Below are 15,297 nucleotides of genomic sequence, written 5' to 3' on the forward strand. Positions count from 1 at the left end.
CGCCATCATGAACGATCACATGTTTGTTGAAACGCTGATTATCTCCTCATCGTTTTTCGCTATTGCCGTGATTCTCGTCGCCTCCGTACTGTTTCTGGAAAGAAAAGGCTGACGGGGGCGTCAGCCTTAGCGGTTACGCTTTATGGAAGGTCACCAGCTCAGGACGGGCGATGCGCAGGTAATCCTGGGTATCCATAATGACGGATTTCTCCAGCAGGCCAGCGTTAAACGCGATCTCGTCGAAGCGCTCGAACAGCAGCGGGTCGGCCACCAGCGCCAGGTCAGGATGGAAGCTAAAGGGCGGGATAGCGCCGAAAACGCAGGCGGTCAGGGTATCGACTTCCGCCGGGCTGGCGAGCGAGGCCTTAAGCCCGCCAAAATGGCTGGCAAGCTTGCTCAGGTCGGCCTGCAGGTCGGCGGCCAGAATCGCCAGAACGTGTTTTTTTACGCCGTTGCCTTTCACTTTGCACACCAGCGCTTTTGCGCCTTGTCTCAGATCGGTCCCGCGAATTTCACTTACCGCTTCACATTTCCCCACTGCCTCATGCTCCATCACCCGAAACCGCGCGCCCTGCCCGGTAAGTAAGGTAATCAGTTGCTGGTGAGTTGCCGTCCCAATAACATCTTCAGACATAACGATTTTCCCGGTAATAAACCCATTTATAGCTTGCTACATTATCACGGGATGAACGGGGTCGAAAGAAAACAGCCAGCGGATTCGCTGGCTGCTGGGTTATGCATTGCTGGTGGCAGACTGCTTGTGGAACAGCTCCCGGAATACCGGATAGATATCATCCTGATCGCGGATATGCTGCATGGCAAAGTTATCGAACATCGACTGCAAATGTTCATACTCCCGCCACAGAGTCTGGTGCGCGCGGCGGGTGATTTCGATATAGCTGTAGTAACGCACGACGGGCAGAATTTTCTTCGCCAGAATTTCATGACACAGCGGCGAGTCGTCTGCCCAGTTATCGCCATCCGACGCCTGCGCGGCATAGATGTTCCACTGCGCCGGGTCATAACGCTCTTTCACCACTTCATCCATCAGCTTCAGGGCGCTCGATACAATGGTCCCACCGGTCTCTTGTGAGTAGAAGAACTCGTGTTCATCCACCTCTTTCGCCTGAGTGTGGTGGCGGATATAGACCACCTCCACGTTCTTATAGGTTCTGCTCAGGAACAGGTAGAGCAGAATATAAAAACGCTTCGCCATATCTTTGGTGGCCTGGTCCATTGAACCGGAAACGTCCATCAGACAGAACATCACCGCCTGGCTGGATGGCTCTGGACGTTTTTCGTAGTTCTTGTAACGCAGGTCAAAAGTATCAATAAACGGCACGCGGTCGATTTTTGCCCGTAGCTCGGCAATCTCTTTGCGCAGGCGCTCCTCTTCCAGCAGTTGCGCCGGTTCCGTGTTTTCCACGACCTTCAGGCTGGTTTCCAGCTCGCGCAGTTCACGTCGTTTACCTGCTGTCATCGCCGTCCGTCGCGCCAGTGAGTTCTGCAGCGAACGCACGACGCTGATATTGGCGGGCACGCCGTTTGCGGTATAACCCGCGCGATGGGTTTTGTATTCGTTAAGCTGGCGGTGCTGGTTCTTTTTCAGATTAGGCAGCGCCAAATCCTCAAACAGCAGGTCGAGATATTCATCTTTCGAGATCTGGAAGACAAATTCATCCTGACCTTCACCGTCCTGGCTGGCTTGTCCCTGACCGCTTCCAGAACCGCCGCCACCGCCTTGTGGACGCTCGATTCGGTCATTCTGAACAAAGTGATCGTTACCTGGGTGGACGCGATGGCGCAGACCGCCTCGCCCCTGATGAAACATCGGTTCGCTGATGTCATCAGTGGGGATGGAGACAGACTCGCCGCTGTCTACGTCAGTCACCGAGCGTTTGTTGATGGCCTCGGAGATCGACTGTTTAATTTGCGCTTTATAACGACGCAAGAAGCGCTGGCGGTTCACCGTGCTCTTGTTTTTGCCGTTAAGACGCCGGTCAATAAACCAGGTCATATACCCCCCGTACTGCATTTGCCAACTTGCATTTTGTAGGCCCGGTATGCGTAAACGCTACCGGGCACTTGTTTTAAGACGATTTGCGCACGCGCAGGTACCATTCGCAGAGCAGGCGGACCTGTTTGCGGGTATAGCCTTTCTCCATCATACGGTCGACAAAATCGTCGTGCTTTTTCTGCTCGTCGGTTGAGGTTTTGGCGTTAAACGAGATAACCGGCAACAGCTCTTCGGTATTGGAGAACATTTTTTTCTCAATGACCGTGCGCAGTTTTTCGTAGCTGGTCCAGTTCGGGTTACGCCCGTTGTTATGCGCTCTGGCGCGCAGGACGAAGTTGACAATCTCATTACGGAAGTCTTTCGGGTTGCTGATACCGGCAGGCTTCTCAATTTTTTCCAGTTCCGCGTTCAGGGATTCACGGTCAAACAGCTGGCCGGTATCCGGGTCGCGGTACTCCTGATCCTGGATCCAGAAGTCAGCATAGGTGACATAACGGTCGAAAATGTTCTGCCCGTATTCTGAATAGGATTCCAGGTAGGCGGTCTGGATCTCTTTGCCAATGAACTCGGCGTATTTCGGGATCAGGTAGCCTTTCAGGAACTCAAGGTAGCGTTCAGCGTGCTCCTGCGGGAACTGCTCGCGCTCGATTTGCTGCTCCAGGACGTAGAACAGATGCACTGGGTTGGCCGCCACTTCCGCATGGTCAAAGTTAAAGACACGGGAGAGGATCTTAAACGCGAAACGCGTGGACAGACCGTTCATCCCCTCGTCGACGCCAGCGTAATCGCGGTACTCCTGATAGGACTTCGCTTTCGGGTCGGTGTCCTTCAGGCTTTCACCATCATAGACGCGCATTTTCGAGTAGATGCTGGAGTTTTCTGGCTCTTTCAGGCGCGACAGAATGGAGAAGCGAGACAGCGTTTCCAGCGTTCCCGGTGCGCAAGGTGCGTGCACCAGCTCACTGTGGTTAAGCAGTTTCTCGTAAATTTTGATCTCTTCCGAGATCCGCAGGCAATAAGGCACTTTGACAATGTAAACACGGTCGAGGAACGCCTCATTGTTTTTGTTATTACGGAAGGTGACCCACTCAGATTCGTTGGAGTGCGCCAGAATGATGCCGTTAAACGGCAGGGCGGAAATACCTTCCGTCCCGTTGTAGTTCCCTTCCTGGGTGGCAGTCAGCAGCGGATGCAGCACTTTAATCGGTGCTTTAAACATCTCGACGAACTCCATAATCCCCTGGTTTGCACGGCACAGGGCGCCGGAGTAGCCATAGGCATCCGGGTCGTTTTGCGCGTGATGTTCCAGCTTACGGATATCGACTTTACCGACCAGGGCCGAAATATCCTGGTTGTTCTCGTCGCCGGGTTCCGTTTTGGCGATGGCAATCTGTTCCAGAATTGACGGCCAGACTTTGACGACGCGGAATTTGGTAATATCGCCACCAAACTCGTGCAGGCGTTTTGCCGCCCACGGTGACATAATCGTGCCGAGATAGCGGTGCGGGATGCCAAACTCTTTATCAAGGATCTGCGCATCTTCCTGCGGATTAAACAGGCACAGCGGATGGTCATTGACCGGGCTGCGTTCCCCGTTGGCACTCAGCACGTAAATCGGCACGCGTTGCATCAGCGCTTTAAGGCGCTCGGCAAGCGACGATTTACCGCCACCCACAGGACCCAGTAAATAGAGGATCTGCTTCTTCTCTTCCAGACCCTGAGCAGCATGCTTCAGGTAGGAGACGATCTGCTCGATGGCATCTTCCATGCCATAGAACTCTTCAAACGCCGGATATCGGGCGACGACCCGATTCGAAAAGAGACGGGAAAGCCGTGGCTCCAGGGCAGTATCAACCATGTTAGGCTCACCAATAGCCATCAATAGCCGTTCTGCCGCATTGGCATAGGCACTGCGATCTTGCCGACAAATGGTAAGAAACTCCTGCAGTGTGAACTCTTCGTCCTTGGCAGCTTCGTAGCGCTGGCGATAGTGATCGAATATATTCATGGCATGCCGTCCTTTCGTTTTTTAGCACAGGATAAGAGCCGTTCGTATGAGTAGTGGAGGCTCCCGGAAGAGAATTTCTCGCACCTCACTGCCAGAGCAGCAACCTGTGTGCCAGGTCAGACGCTAAGAAGTGCGGGGGTGTGCAGCAAAATCTCTTCTTAAATTAAAGCGTAGATGGCATTTGCAAAACTTGCATGCTGAGAAAATCTAATTTCAATGACATATCAATAACTCATCCAAAAATTCCCACGTGCGTAATAAGGCGAAGCCGCGTTTTTCATTCAGGGTTCACATAAATGAAAGCAGCCTGTCATCTGAAAAGTAAAAAATAACGGGTTAATCAGACTCATTAGTCAGCAAAAAATTTTGGGATGAACGGGAATGGCGGTTACACTTCACCCGCTGATTATTTGACTACAGGAAAGAATGGATTGTGACCAAACTCAAACTTCTGGCATTGGGCATCCTTGCCGCTACCGCAGTGAACACCGCACAGGCAGAAAGTCAGTGGACTGTTGGCGCGGGCGCGGGTGTCATTAACAGCCCGTACAAACAGTATGACCGCGACGTGTATCCCGTTCCCGTTGTCACCTATGAAGGCGATAACTTCTGGTTCCGTGGCCTGGGCGGCGGCTACTATCTGTGGAACGATACGGCTGACAAGCTGTCGATCATGGCGTATTACGACCCGACGCACTTCAAGCCAGGCGACAGCGACAGCAACGCGCTTCGCCAACTGGACAAGCGCAGAAGCTCGCTGATGGCGGGTCTTTCTTACGTACATAATACCCAGTACGGCTTCCTGCGTACTGCGCTGGCGGCGGATACGCTCGACAACAGCAACGGCTTTATCTGGGATCTGGCGTGGCTTTATCGCTACACCAACGGCGCGCTGACGCTGACGCCGGGCATTGGTGTGCAGTACAGCAGCGAGAACTACAACGACTACTATTACGGCGTCTCTAAAGCTGAATCTCGCCGTAGCGGTTTGAAAAGCTACAGCGCGGATGATGGCTGGGATCCGTACCTGGAGCTGACCGCGAGCTATAACTTCCTGGGTGACTGGAACGTTTACGGTACTGGCCGTTACTCCCGCCTGAGTGATGAAATCAAAGATAGCCCGATGGTCGACAAATCCTGGTCAGGCCTCTTCTCTGTGGGTGTGACCTACAAGTTCTGAGTGTGCATCATTAGCGTGCATTCTGTGCATCAAAACGGGGCGCTATGCGCCCCGTTTGTTTTATTTTGGTGCAACAGAACAGTGTTAACGCTTCACAATCTTAATTGTCTGTCCTAAACGAGAGGGCTTTTCTTCGCTTGCTTTTTGCGGCGTGCTCACGCAGGCGGTTTCTACGCAAACAAAGGTTTTATAACCGTCATCCGTTACGTCCGCCATGCTGACAGAAAGCGCCGGGCCTGGGTTCCAGCCGACTACGTCGCTGTGATGGCGATGAACCACTTCAATACCGCGATTCAGGGCACCGTCATGGATCACGCTGCATGCTTCCGGATGCAGGTAAACGCGGTCGGTACGGTCAGGGAACGTTTGCACCCCGTCGCTCAGCTTGCCTTCCTTCGCGTTATCCACCTTGTCGATAAAGGTATCACCAAGACCGCTCACTTTTACCGCGCTAATATCACCCACGTTGAAATAGGTGTGCAGGGCTGACGTGGTTTCAAACTCGCCATGGGCTTCCAGCTCAATTTCGCAGGTTTTCGCCAGCTTGAAGCGGGCATAAAGGGTGAAATCGTGCGGCCACAGGGCGCTAGTTTCATCGTTTGCCTGCAGTTCAAAGGTCAGCACCGCGCCGTTATCATCTTCGTTGTGTGCTTTCAGCGTCCACTGTTGATTACGGGCAAAACCGTGAGACGGCAAACCCGGTTGTGCGGAAGGGCCAAACCACGGCCAGCAGATCGGCACGCCGCCACGGATAGCTGCTCCTTTTTTGAATGAGGTCGCATCGCTCAGCCATAAGCCTTCCACTTCTCCTTCCGGTTTCCAGGAGAGCAGGTGAGCGCCGTTCAGCGCCACGGATGCTTTTACGCGCGGATGGTCTACAACGATAATATCAGCACCGTCGATCTGACGGCGGGAGAGCACAGGGGTAAGTTGTTCGACTACCGGAAGTGCAAAAATTTTATTAATCATTAAGCAATCCTCTGTCTTAAAACAATAAAAAAGGCGACCGAAGTCGCCTTTTGGATCAAACACTCATCTCAACTTATTTGGAGATGTGAGCGATCAGGTCCAGTACTTTGTTAGAGTAGCCGGTTTCGTTGTCGTACCAGGAAACCAGTTTAACGAAGTTGTCGTTCAGTGCGATACCTGCTTTAGCATCGAACACGGAAGTGCACACTTCGCCGTTGAAATCGGTAGATACAACGTCGTCTTCGGTGTAGCCCAGAACGCCTTTCATTGCGCCTTCGGAAGCAGCTTTGATTGCTTTCTTAATTTCTTCATAAGAAGCAGCTTTTTCCAGACGAACGGTCAGGTCAACAACGGACACGTTAGGAGTTGGAACGCGGAACGCCATACCCGTCAGTTTGCCGTTCAGCTCTGGCAGTACAACGCCTACAGCTTTAGCAGCACCGGTAGAAGATGGGATGATGTTCTGAGCTGCGCCACGGCCGCCGCGCCAGTCTTTGTGAGACGGGCCATCAACAGTTTTCTGAGTAGCGGTAGTTGCGTGAACGGTGGTCATCAGGCCTTCAACGATACCGAAGTTGTCGTTGATAACTTTAGCCAGTGGAGCCAGGCAGTTGGTGGTGCAGGATGCGTTGGAAACGATGTCCTGGCCAGCGTATTTTTCGAAGTTAGCACCACGAACGAACATTGGGGTGTTGTCTTTGGAAGGACCCGTCAGAACAACTTTCTTCGCACCAGCGGTGATGTGTTTACGTGCGGTTTCGTCGGTCAGGAAGATACCGGTAGCTTCAGCTACAACGTCAACACCAATTTCGTTCCATTTCAGGTTAGCTGGGTCTTTCTCAGCAGTAACGCGGATGGTTTTACCGTTAACAACCAGGTGGCCGTCTTTCACTTCAACGGTGCCGTCGAAACGACCGTGAGTTGAGTCGTACTTCAGCATGTACGCCATGTATTCAGCGTCCAGGAGATCGTTGATACCAACGATTTCGATGTCAGAACGTTTCTGAGCAGCACGGAAAACAATACGGCCGATACGGCCAAAACCGTTGATACCTACTTTGATAGTCATATATTCCACCAGCTATTTGTTAGTGAATAAAAGGTTGCCTGTAAAATTACAAAAACCTTACGCAGCGTCAAGCGGAATCGTGTCAATCATTGCGACAAATCAATCCTGTGACTAACGTTTGTGCGACTGACTCGCCTCACTTTCCCTTTGAGCTAGCAACCACATGGGGGCTGCGGCCGGAATTTTAAAGGCCTCGCAGGATAAAAATGTGAAACAGATCACAATTGCCTGACCGCCTTTTCGCGACACATAAGTTTAGAACAAAAGTGCACGCAAGGGTGTTAATGTTTTGTTAGAATTCGGGTCAGAAGATGTCTGTTTCTACAGCGAGATGTAAGCATATGTCGAACCAACGTAACCCCGACGATTTGAAAAAAAACCTCACAGAAATGCAGTTTTACGTGACGCAGAACCACGGAACGGAACCGCCATTCACCGGGCGTTTACTGCACAACAAACGAGACGGCGTCTACCACTGTCTGGTGTGCGATGCGCCGCTGTTTAATTCGCAAACAAAATATGATTCAGGCTGTGGCTGGCCAAGCTTTTACGAGCCGGTGAGCGATGACGCGATCCGCTATCTGACGGACTCCTCGCACGGCATGGTACGCACTGAGATTCGTTGCGGAAACTGTGATGCGCACCTCGGGCATGTCTTCCCTGATGGGCCTCAGCCAACGGGTGAGCGTTTTTGCGTGAATTCAGCCTCGTTAAGCTTCACTGATGACGAAAATGGCGATCACACTAAAGGTTGAAAAATCGATTCAGCAAATTATTCCTTTAAAAGGGAGACATCATGAATATTGATGACATGATTAGCGGTATGACACCGGAGGTTTATCAGCGTCTGGTGACGGCCGTTGAACTGGGAAAATGGCCAGATGGTGTGGCGCTCACCCCGGAGCAAAAAGAGAACAGTCTGCAGCTGGTGATGTTATGGCAGGCGCGCAACAACACTGACGCGCAGCACATGACTATCGATACCAAAGGCCAGATGGTGATGAAAAGCAAGCGCGAGCTGAAAGAAGACTTCGGCATCACGCCGAAGCCGATTGCGACCATGAAAATGCAATAACGGTGCGGGTTGATGCCCTCACCGAACCCTCTCTCACGGGGAGAGGGCTTGATGTCTTACTACTTATGCGGGATCCCGAGCGACTCCGCCAACTGCTTCGCTAACTGATTGTTGTCGTCCGCGCCGTACTCCCAGAACATCGCCCCTGCCAGACCTTTCTCTTTGATGTAGTCCGCTTTGATCGCCACAGAACGTGGGTTCTCATAGGAAATTGCAAACAGCGCCTTCCCGTCGGCAGTATTCACCGACAGCCATGGCACCTTCGCCTGGTCATCCCAGTGCTCGGTAAAGCGCTTCTGCGGATCGTTCAATAGCTTCTTCACGATATCGTTGTACTTCACGTAGGTATCTTTGGTCAGGTCATAACCGAGTGACGTGAACAACCCGATCTCCTGAGGTCCGAAGTAGGGCTGGGTCACCGGATTTTTTTGCGCATCCGGTTTCGTCCAGTCGATCCCCGGCTCGACGGCGCGTTTCGGCACGCGGCCATAGAAACCGATCCCGAGGTTCATCTGCTGTGGCTTCAGCCCGGCGGCCAGATAATTGTTCACCACAAAATCGACGCTGTATTTATCGGCCGCGGCAACCGTCGGCCAGGCGCTGGAGTCGTAAAGGTTCGCGTTGAAATACTGCGTCCCGTACGCCATGTCGTAGGTCATCAGGTTGATATAATCGAGCAGCGGGGCGATGGCTTTGACATCCACCCAGCTTTTCGGACTTTCCGCATTCGCGCCTACCGCGATGGTGACCAGTTTTTCCTGCCCGAACGCCTCACGCATCTCTTTCAGCAGGGCGGTGAAGTTATCCCGGTCGGCAGGCGTGCTGGCAACCAGCCCCCACGCGCCATTGACCGGATACTCCCAGTCGAGATCGATCCCGTCCAGGCCGTATTTACCGACGATCTCCTGCGCGGAGCGGATGAACACCGCGCGCGTCTCTTTAGTTGCCGCTGCGCCAGAGAAGCCACGCGCCCCCCAGCCGCCAACAGAAAGCAGCACTTTGAGGTTCGGGTTTTGTTTACGCAGGGTTGGGATCAGTGCCAGGTCGGAGGCGACTTTTGGCGATAGCCAGATCTGATGCAGCTTTGCCGGATCTTTTAGGGCGGCGTTGGTTTCGTCTTTCTCACTGTTGTAAACAAGACCAAACGAGTAGTTCAGGTGAGTGATCTGGCGGACGTCCAGTGTATTGATATCGCCACCCCCGTTAAAGTAGCCCACGGACATCAGGGTACTGGCGGAGGCAACTGACGCGCAAAGCAAGGGTAATGCTGCCAGCAAGGGCAAACGTTTCATACAAGTTCCTCTTTGACTTATCAAAAAAAACCACGCCACAGAAAAAGCGTGGCGGAAAAATAACCTGATGAGAATAGCATTGCCGCTTCGCTGAGGATGCGAGGGAGTTCACTTTATGGGAGATGGAGAGGGGGTTGCCGGGTGGCGCTGCGCTTACCCGGCCTACAAAACCAGAGAAGTCGGCCGGGTAAGGCAACGCCGCCACCCGGCTAAAAAGGCTTACGCCTGCGTTTCCAGCCAGTCTTCCAGCGTATACAGCGTTGCGCCTTCGGCGGCCATATCCATAAACGCCTGGGCGCTGTCCTGCGGGTTAATGTTCACCCCGCGGCAGCCGTCGGTGATGACGCTGACGGTATACCCCAACTGGAGCGCGTCCAGCACGGTAAACTTCACGCACTAATCCGTCGCCAGGCCCAGCACAATCAACTCCGTGATTTCGTGGTGACGTAACCATGCGTCCAGCGCCGTTTTCTGGCGATGCCCGTTATCAAAAAACGCGCTATAGCTGTCGATAGTCGGGTTTTCCCCTTTATGGAACACCGCGTCGATGGCCTTATGATTCAGGAGGGGATGCAGCTCCGCGCCTTCCGTCTGCTGTACACAGTGATCCGGCCAGAAGGTTTGCGCCAGCCCGTCGAGTTCACCCTGGGTGAAGGGCGCAACGTCGTGCTGGCTGGCAAAACTGCCGTGGTTCGCCGGGTGCCAGTCCTGGCTTGCGACAACCGCCTCACCGCGGGCTTTGCACCAGTCAATCAGCGTATTCGCCACATCAACGGTGCTGTCACCTTCCGCGACGGCCAGCGCGCCGCCCGCGCAGAAATCATTTTGCAAATCGACCAGTAACAGGGCGCGTTGCTTCATGTGGCCTCCTTATTCGTCCGGGGTCAGCTCGCCGCGCAGGTTTTGCATCATCGCGCTACGAATGGACTGGATGTCCAGATCCTGGCTCAGTAAATAGTGAAGTTTAGTCAGCGTTGCCTCAACGGTCATATCGAAGCCGCTGATGACTCCGGCATGTGCGAGCGCGTTGCCGGTAGCGTAGCCGCCCATGTTCACCTTGCCGGACATACACTGGGTCAGGTTCACCACCACGATCCCGCGCTCGCTGGCTTCCTGAAGCTCTTTCAGGAATTCGCCGTTCTGCGGGGCGTTGCCGACGCCGTAAGAGCGCAAAATCAGCGCTTTCACTGGCTGACGCAGGAAGTTACGTACCACGTCCGCAGAGATCCCAGGGTAAATCGTCACCACGCCAATCGGTTGTGGGGTAATCGGGTGCACAATCAGCTCACCGGCGGTGTTCGGCGCAGGCGGCGTGCCCAGACGACGGATATGAATACCCGCTTCCAGCAGCGGCTGCAGGTTAGGTGAGGCGAAAGCGTCAAAGCCGTCTGCGTGCGCTTTGGTAGTGCGGTTCCCGCGATACAAACGGTTATTGAAGAACAGAGACACTTCGTTAATCGGATAATTCGCCGCAACGTACAGTGAATTAAGCAGGTTGATCTGCCCGTCCGAGCGCAGCTCCGCCAGCGGGATTTGCGAGCCAGTGACGATAACCGGCTTGCCCAGATTCTCCAGCATGAAGGAGAGCGCGGAAGCGGTAAACGCCATGGTGTCGGTGCCGTGCAGGATCACAAAGCCGTCGTACTGGTCGTAATGGGCTTTAATATCATCCGCGATGTGCTGCCAGTCTTCCGGCGTCATGTCGGAGGAGTCCATCAGCGGCTCGTATTCGTGGATGGTAAAGTCAGGCATTTCCGGGCGGTGGAATTCAGGCATCAGTGCAAGCTGACGCTGCAGGTGGCCGGAGACAGGAATATAGCCGTTTTCAGAGCGCTGCATCCCGATGGTACCGCCAGTGTAGGCTACATAAATCGATTTCTTCTGCATGGGTGTGAGTTCTTGTTCTTCAAAAGAAAAAATCCCCTCTTCGTGGGAAGAGGGGACGGTTTTTAACGGACGTTCGCGCAGGTCAGGCAAAACGCGTAACGACTTTGTGGATCATTAAAGGCCGCGAGCTTATCGCTTTCCGCCTTCATCGCTTTCGCCGCCGTGGCAACAGGCGCAGGCAGGTAAGCCTGCAGCGCCTCCGGCAGCATGGCGCGAACGGAAACGGACATGCTGTCCATCACCATATCGAAGAACGACGGCTCGTCCTGATAATACTCAACGTGCCACTGCTTGAGCTTCGCCAGTTCGGCCGCTTTCTTAACGGCGTCGTCAAAGTCACCCAGACTGTCGACCAGACCGTTGTTCTTCGCGTCCTGCCCGGTCCAGACGTGGCCCTGCGCAATCTGGTCAATCTGGTCTGGCGTCTTTTTACGCGAGTCGGCAACCAGCGTGATAAAGCGCTTGTACCCGTTTTCAATGCTGAGCTGCATCATCTCAGAGACTTCAGGCGGCAGAGATTTCGTCACCGACACATCCGCCAGCGGAGAAGTAGAAACGCCATCGGTATGCACGCCCAGATAGTCCAGACTGTTTTCCACAGTGTTGATCACCCCGAAGATGCCGATAGAGCCGGTCAATGTGCTTGGGTTGGCGACAATGTAGTTCGCTGGCGTCGAGATCCAATACCCGCCCGATGCGGCCATTCCGCCCATTGATACCACCACCGGTTTGCCAGCGGCGCGAGCCGCGGCCAGTTCGGCGCGGATCACCTCTGAAGCACTCACGCTGCCGCCAGGGCTGTTTACGCGCAGAACAATCGCTTTCACTTTCGGATCAAGGCGCGCATCGCGGATTTGCGATGCGGTGGTGTCCCCGCCAACGTTCCCCGGGGTCTCCTGTCCGTCCATGATAGCGCCGTTAGCAAATACCACGGCAACGCTGTCGCCGGTCTCATCCGGTTTTTTTGCTGCGTAGTCATACATGCTGATGGCGCTGAAGTTTTTATCCTCTTTGCTCCAGCCAAACTGTTTGGTCAGCGCTTTTTCGACATCCGCACTGGAGCCCAGCGCGTCAACCAGCTTGTTGTCGAGCGCATATTTCGCGGTATCGCCGTCAACCTTACGCAGCCCGTCCAGCATGCCGCGCGCGCCAGGGAAGACCTGTTCAGCGGTAATCTGACGGTTGGCGGCAATGGTGCCGAGATAGTTCTGCCACAGTTCGCCAATCCAGCGGCTGTCCGCTTCACGGGCAGCAGGGGACATATCGTCGCGGATAAACGGCTCAACCGCAGACTTATAGGTACCGACGCGGAAGACGTGGGTGGTGACTTTCAGCTTGTCGAGCAGCGACTTGTAATACAGCCCGTTGGTGGCAAAACCATGAAGGTCGACCGTACCCTGCGGCGAGAGCCAGATTTTATTGGCAAAGCTCGCCAGATAATATTGCCCCTGGCTGTAGCTGTCGCCCACGGCAATCACCGGTTTGCCGCTGTCGCGGAACTCGCGCAGCGCTTTACCGATGTACTGCATGGAAGGCTGATCGCCTCCGGCAAAATCTTTCAGATCCAGCACGATCCCGGTGATGTTGCGGTCGTCTTTGGCCTGACGAATGGTATCGACGATATCGAACAGGGAGTTTTCCTGCAGACGGTCGGATGTTGCGCCAAACAACTGGCGGCCAATCACGCCCAGACGGTTGCTGGTAGAGGGTTTATCAACGATGACGCCGGTGATGTCGAGTAACAGCGCCCCACGGGTCGAATGTTGGGCCTGGTTGGCGTTGCTGATGTGCATCCAGACGCCTACGCAAACCAGCACCAGGAAGATGAAAAAGATGTTCATCACCAGGTTGCGGACGAAGTTGAGCAGTCGCCACGTCCATTTAAAGAAACCGGCAAAGATTCGCCAAAGGGTTCGCATGTATTCTCCCTAACCAGAAAATGACTGTTTCCGTCGCCACGTGACGGTAATGTTGGGCTATCGTAATGACCCAACCGCCACTTGTCAGCAGGAATCGCCTGACACGCTGTAACAAAATCTGCCGCCGTGTTAATTTTGTGAGTAAATTTCAAGAAAGGAGTTAACCAATGGATGCACTTGAACTGCTTGTTAACCGCCGTAGCGCGTCGCGTCTGGCCGAGCCTGCTCCAGCGGGCGAGCAGCTGGAAAACATTCTGCGTGCGGGCCTGCGCGCGCCGGATCATGGCACGCTCCAGCCCTGGCACTTCTTTGTGATTGAAGCCGAAGGCCGCGACCGCTTCAGTGCGTTACTGGAAAAAGGCGCGGTTGCTGCTGGTCAGGATGAGAAAGGGATTGATAAAGCCCGCAGTGCGCCTTTCCGCGCGCCGATGATCATCGCTGTCGTGGCGAAATGTCAGGCCGACCATAAGGTGCCGGTCTGGGAGCAGGAAATGTCCGCAGGCTGCGCGGTGATGGCGATGCAAATGGCCGCCGTCGCGCAGGGCTTCAATGGCATCTGGCGCACCGGGCCGCTGACCGAGAGTTCGGTCGTGCGTGATGGCTTTGCCTGTGGCGAGCACGATAAAATTGTCGGCTTCCTCTATCTTGGCACCCCGCAGCTTAAAGCCTCCAGCACCATCAGCGTGCCGGACACCACGCCTTTCGTCAGCCGTTTCTGATAACCCGCGCTAAACTGTCTGGATTCTGAGCATCCGCCGCAGAATTCAGACAGTCATACTTACCTCTTTATGGAATGAGCGCTACCATAGCGCGATTGAGATGACAGGAGACGTCCATGAGCGAGCAAACCATTCGTTTAACGCAATACAGCCACGGAGCCGGTTGCGGTTGTAAAATTTCCCCGAAAGTGCTGGAGACCATCCTGCACAGCGAACAGGCGAAGTTTGTCGACCCGAACCTGCTTGTCGGTAACGAAACGCGTGACGATGCAGCGGTTTATGACTTAGGTAACGGCACCAGCATTATCAGCACCACTGATTTCTTTATGCCGATTGTCGACAACCCGTTCGATTTCGGGCGCATTGCGGCGCCCAACGCCATCAGCGATATCTTCGCGATGGGCGGTAAGCCGATCATGGCGATTGCCATTCTGGGCTGGCCGATTAACACCATTCCACCTGAGATTGCCCGTGATGTGATTGAGGGCGGGCGCTTTGCCTGTCAGCAGGCGGGGATTGCCCTGGCCGGTGGTCACTCTATCGATGCGCCGGAGCCGATCTTCGGCCTGGCCGTTACGGGCGTGGTACCGACCGAGCGTGTGAAGCGCAACAGCACCGCGCAGGCGGGCTGCAAGCTGTTCCTCCCCAAGCCGCTGGGCATTGGCGTACTCACCACCGCCGAGAAAAAATCCCTGCTGAAGCCCGAGCACGTGGGTCTGGCAACGGAAGTGATGTGCCAGATGAACCTCGCGGGTGCGGCTTTCGCCAACATCGACGGCGTGAAGGCGATGACCGACGTGACCGGTTTTGGTCTGCTGGGGCACCTGAGTGAAGTCTGCCAGGGCGCTGGCGTTCAGGCGCAGGTCTGGTATCAGGACGTGCCGAAGCTGCCGGGCGTGGAAGAGTATATTGCTCAGGGCGCGGTGCCGGGCGGTACCCAGCGCAACTTCGCCAGCTACGGTCACCTGATGGGCGAGATGCCTGAAGCGTGGCGCAACCTGCTGTGCGATCCGCAAACCTCCGGCGGCCTGCTGCTGGCGGTTACGCCGGGATCCGAAGCCGACGTTCAGGCGACCGCCGCTGAGTTTGGCATCACCCTGACGGCGATCGGCGAGCTGGTGACCGCGCGCGGCGGCCGACCGATGATTGAGATCCGTTAATT

The 15,297-nt window shown here is 54.7% G+C and carries 14 protein-coding genes and 1 pseudogene; 6 read left to right on the forward strand and 9 right to left on the reverse strand.

The window, feature by feature from the left end; genetic code table 11:
• Positions 1–7 precede the first annotated feature (7 nt).
• Positions 8–112 carry a small membrane protein YoaI gene (gene yoaI / locus ENTMO_RS25900; protein ID WP_010430055.1) on the forward strand — a complete coding sequence of 35 codons (105 nt, stop codon included), beginning with the start codon at positions 8–10 and terminating at the stop codon, positions 110–112.
• 21 nt (positions 113–133) lie between these two features.
• Here yoaI and ENTMO_RS0109935 read toward each other — a convergent pair whose 3' ends face one another.
• From ENTMO_RS0109935 to yeaG, 3 genes are all read right to left on the reverse strand, one after another.
• Positions 134–634, reverse strand: coding sequence for a YbaK/prolyl-tRNA synthetase associated domain-containing protein (locus ENTMO_RS0109935; protein ID WP_010430058.1), 501 nt, complete (start codon positions 632–634; stop codon positions 134–136).
• Between the two features lie 99 nt (positions 635–733).
• The gene (locus tag ENTMO_RS0109940; protein ID WP_010430062.1) at positions 734–2,017 is read right to left on the reverse strand and encodes a YeaH/YhbH family protein; all 1,284 of its coding nucleotides are present in this window, start codon (positions 2,015–2,017) and stop codon (positions 734–736) included.
• Between the two features lie 73 nt (positions 2,018–2,090).
• Positions 2,091–4,025: a protein kinase YeaG gene (gene yeaG / locus ENTMO_RS0109945; RefSeq protein ID WP_010430065.1), complete on the reverse strand. Its 1,935-nt coding sequence runs from the start codon at positions 4,023–4,025 to the stop codon at positions 2,091–2,093.
• A 433-nt stretch (positions 4,026–4,458) separates the two neighbouring features.
• Between yeaG and ENTMO_RS0109950 the strand changes: the two genes are divergently transcribed.
• The gene (locus ENTMO_RS0109950) at positions 4,459–5,205 is read left to right on the forward strand and encodes a MipA/OmpV family protein (protein WP_010430068.1); all 747 of its coding nucleotides are present in this window, start codon (positions 4,459–4,461) and stop codon (positions 5,203–5,205) included.
• Between the two features lie 84 nt (positions 5,206–5,289).
• Here the strand turns inward: ENTMO_RS0109950 and ENTMO_RS0109955 are convergent, their stop codons facing one another.
• Positions 5,290–6,174, reverse strand: coding sequence for a D-hexose-6-phosphate mutarotase (locus tag ENTMO_RS0109955; protein ID WP_010430071.1), 885 nt, complete (start codon positions 6,172–6,174; stop codon positions 5,290–5,292).
• Between the two features lie 73 nt (positions 6,175–6,247).
• Positions 6,248–7,243: a glyceraldehyde-3-phosphate dehydrogenase gene (gene gapA, locus ENTMO_RS0109960; RefSeq protein ID WP_010430074.1), complete on the reverse strand. Its 996-nt coding sequence runs from the start codon at positions 7,241–7,243 to the stop codon at positions 6,248–6,250.
• 341 nt (positions 7,244–7,584) lie between these two features.
• Between gapA and msrB the strand changes: the two genes are divergently transcribed.
• Both msrB and ENTMO_RS0109970 read left to right on the forward strand, forming a co-directional pair.
• Positions 7,585–7,998: a peptide-methionine (R)-S-oxide reductase MsrB gene (msrB, locus tag ENTMO_RS0109965; protein ID WP_010430078.1), complete on the forward strand. Its 414-nt coding sequence runs from the start codon at positions 7,585–7,587 to the stop codon at positions 7,996–7,998.
• A gap of 41 nt (positions 7,999–8,039) precedes the next feature.
• On the forward strand, positions 8,040–8,318 hold the full coding sequence (locus tag ENTMO_RS0109970; protein ID WP_010430080.1) for a YeaC family protein: 279 nt from the start codon (positions 8,040–8,042) through the stop codon (positions 8,316–8,318).
• A 59-nt stretch (positions 8,319–8,377) separates the two neighbouring features.
• Here ENTMO_RS0109970 and chiD read toward each other — a convergent pair whose 3' ends face one another.
• The 4 genes and pseudogenes from chiD to sppA all read right to left on the reverse strand — a co-directional run bounded on the left by chiD (position 8,378) and on the right by sppA (position 13,416).
• Complete coding sequence (gene chiD, locus ENTMO_RS0109975) at positions 8,378–9,610, reverse strand: chitinase ChiD (protein ID WP_010430081.1); 1,233 nt, start codon at positions 9,608–9,610, stop codon at positions 8,378–8,380.
• 219 nt (positions 9,611–9,829) lie between these two features.
• Positions 9,830–10,471: pseudogene (gene pncA / locus ENTMO_RS24045) on the reverse strand (bifunctional nicotinamidase/pyrazinamidase).
• A 9-nt stretch (positions 10,472–10,480) separates the two neighbouring features.
• The gene (gene ansA / locus ENTMO_RS0109985; RefSeq protein ID WP_010430087.1) at positions 10,481–11,497 is read right to left on the reverse strand and encodes an asparaginase; all 1,017 of its coding nucleotides are present in this window, start codon (positions 11,495–11,497) and stop codon (positions 10,481–10,483) included.
• Between the two features lie 62 nt (positions 11,498–11,559).
• On the reverse strand, positions 11,560–13,416 hold the full coding sequence (gene sppA, locus ENTMO_RS0109990) for a signal peptide peptidase SppA (RefSeq protein WP_010430089.1): 1,857 nt from the start codon (positions 13,414–13,416) through the stop codon (positions 11,560–11,562).
• Positions 13,417–13,583: 167 nt separating this feature from the next.
• Between sppA and ENTMO_RS0109995 the strand changes: the two genes are divergently transcribed.
• A complete protein-coding gene (locus tag ENTMO_RS0109995) occupies positions 13,584–14,135 on the forward strand; it encodes an NAD(P)H nitroreductase (RefSeq protein WP_010430090.1) in 552 nt (183 codons plus the stop codon).
• Between the two features lie 116 nt (positions 14,136–14,251).
• Positions 14,252–15,295: a selenide, water dikinase SelD gene (gene selD, locus ENTMO_RS0110000; RefSeq protein WP_010430092.1), complete on the forward strand. Its 1,044-nt coding sequence runs from the start codon at positions 14,252–14,254 to the stop codon at positions 15,293–15,295.
• Positions 15,296–15,297: the final 2 nt, after the last annotated feature.

The organism is Enterobacter mori LMG 25706 (assembly GCF_000211415.1).
In the GTDB taxonomy this organism is placed as follows: Bacteria; Pseudomonadota; Gammaproteobacteria; order Enterobacterales; family Enterobacteriaceae; genus Enterobacter; species Enterobacter mori.

Coding starts and splice junctions, on each gene's coding strand:
- yoaI (WP_010430055.1), top strand. CDS start 8: ATGAACGATCACATGTTTGTTGAAACGCTGATTATCTCCTCATCGTTT.
- ENTMO_RS0109935 (WP_010430058.1), bottom strand. CDS start 634: ATGTCTGAAGATGTTATTGGGACGGCAACTCACCAGCAACTGATTACC.
- ENTMO_RS0109940 (WP_010430062.1), bottom strand. CDS start 2,017: ATGACCTGGTTTATTGACCGGCGTCTTAACGGCAAAAACAAGAGCACG.
- yeaG (WP_010430065.1), bottom strand. CDS start 4,025: ATGAATATATTCGATCACTATCGCCAGCGCTACGAAGCTGCCAAGGAC.
- ENTMO_RS0109955 (WP_010430071.1), bottom strand. CDS start 6,174: ATGATTAATAAAATTTTTGCACTTCCGGTAGTCGAACAACTTACCCCT.
- gapA (WP_010430074.1), bottom strand. CDS start 7,243: ATGACTATCAAAGTAGGTATCAACGGTTTTGGCCGTATCGGCCGTATT.
- msrB (WP_010430078.1), top strand. CDS start 7,585: ATGTCGAACCAACGTAACCCCGACGATTTGAAAAAAAACCTCACAGAA.
- ENTMO_RS0109970 (WP_010430080.1), top strand. CDS start 8,040: ATGAATATTGATGACATGATTAGCGGTATGACACCGGAGGTTTATCAG.
- chiD (WP_010430081.1), bottom strand. CDS start 9,610: ATGAAACGTTTGCCCTTGCTGGCAGCATTACCCTTGCTTTGCGCGTCA.
- ansA (WP_010430087.1), bottom strand. CDS start 11,497: ATGCAGAAGAAATCGATTTATGTAGCCTACACTGGCGGTACCATCGGG.
- sppA (WP_010430089.1), bottom strand. CDS start 13,416: ATGCGAACCCTTTGGCGAATCTTTGCCGGTTTCTTTAAATGGACGTGG.
- ENTMO_RS0109995 (WP_010430090.1), top strand. CDS start 13,584: ATGGATGCACTTGAACTGCTTGTTAACCGCCGTAGCGCGTCGCGTCTG.
- selD (WP_010430092.1), top strand. CDS start 14,252: ATGAGCGAGCAAACCATTCGTTTAACGCAATACAGCCACGGAGCCGGT.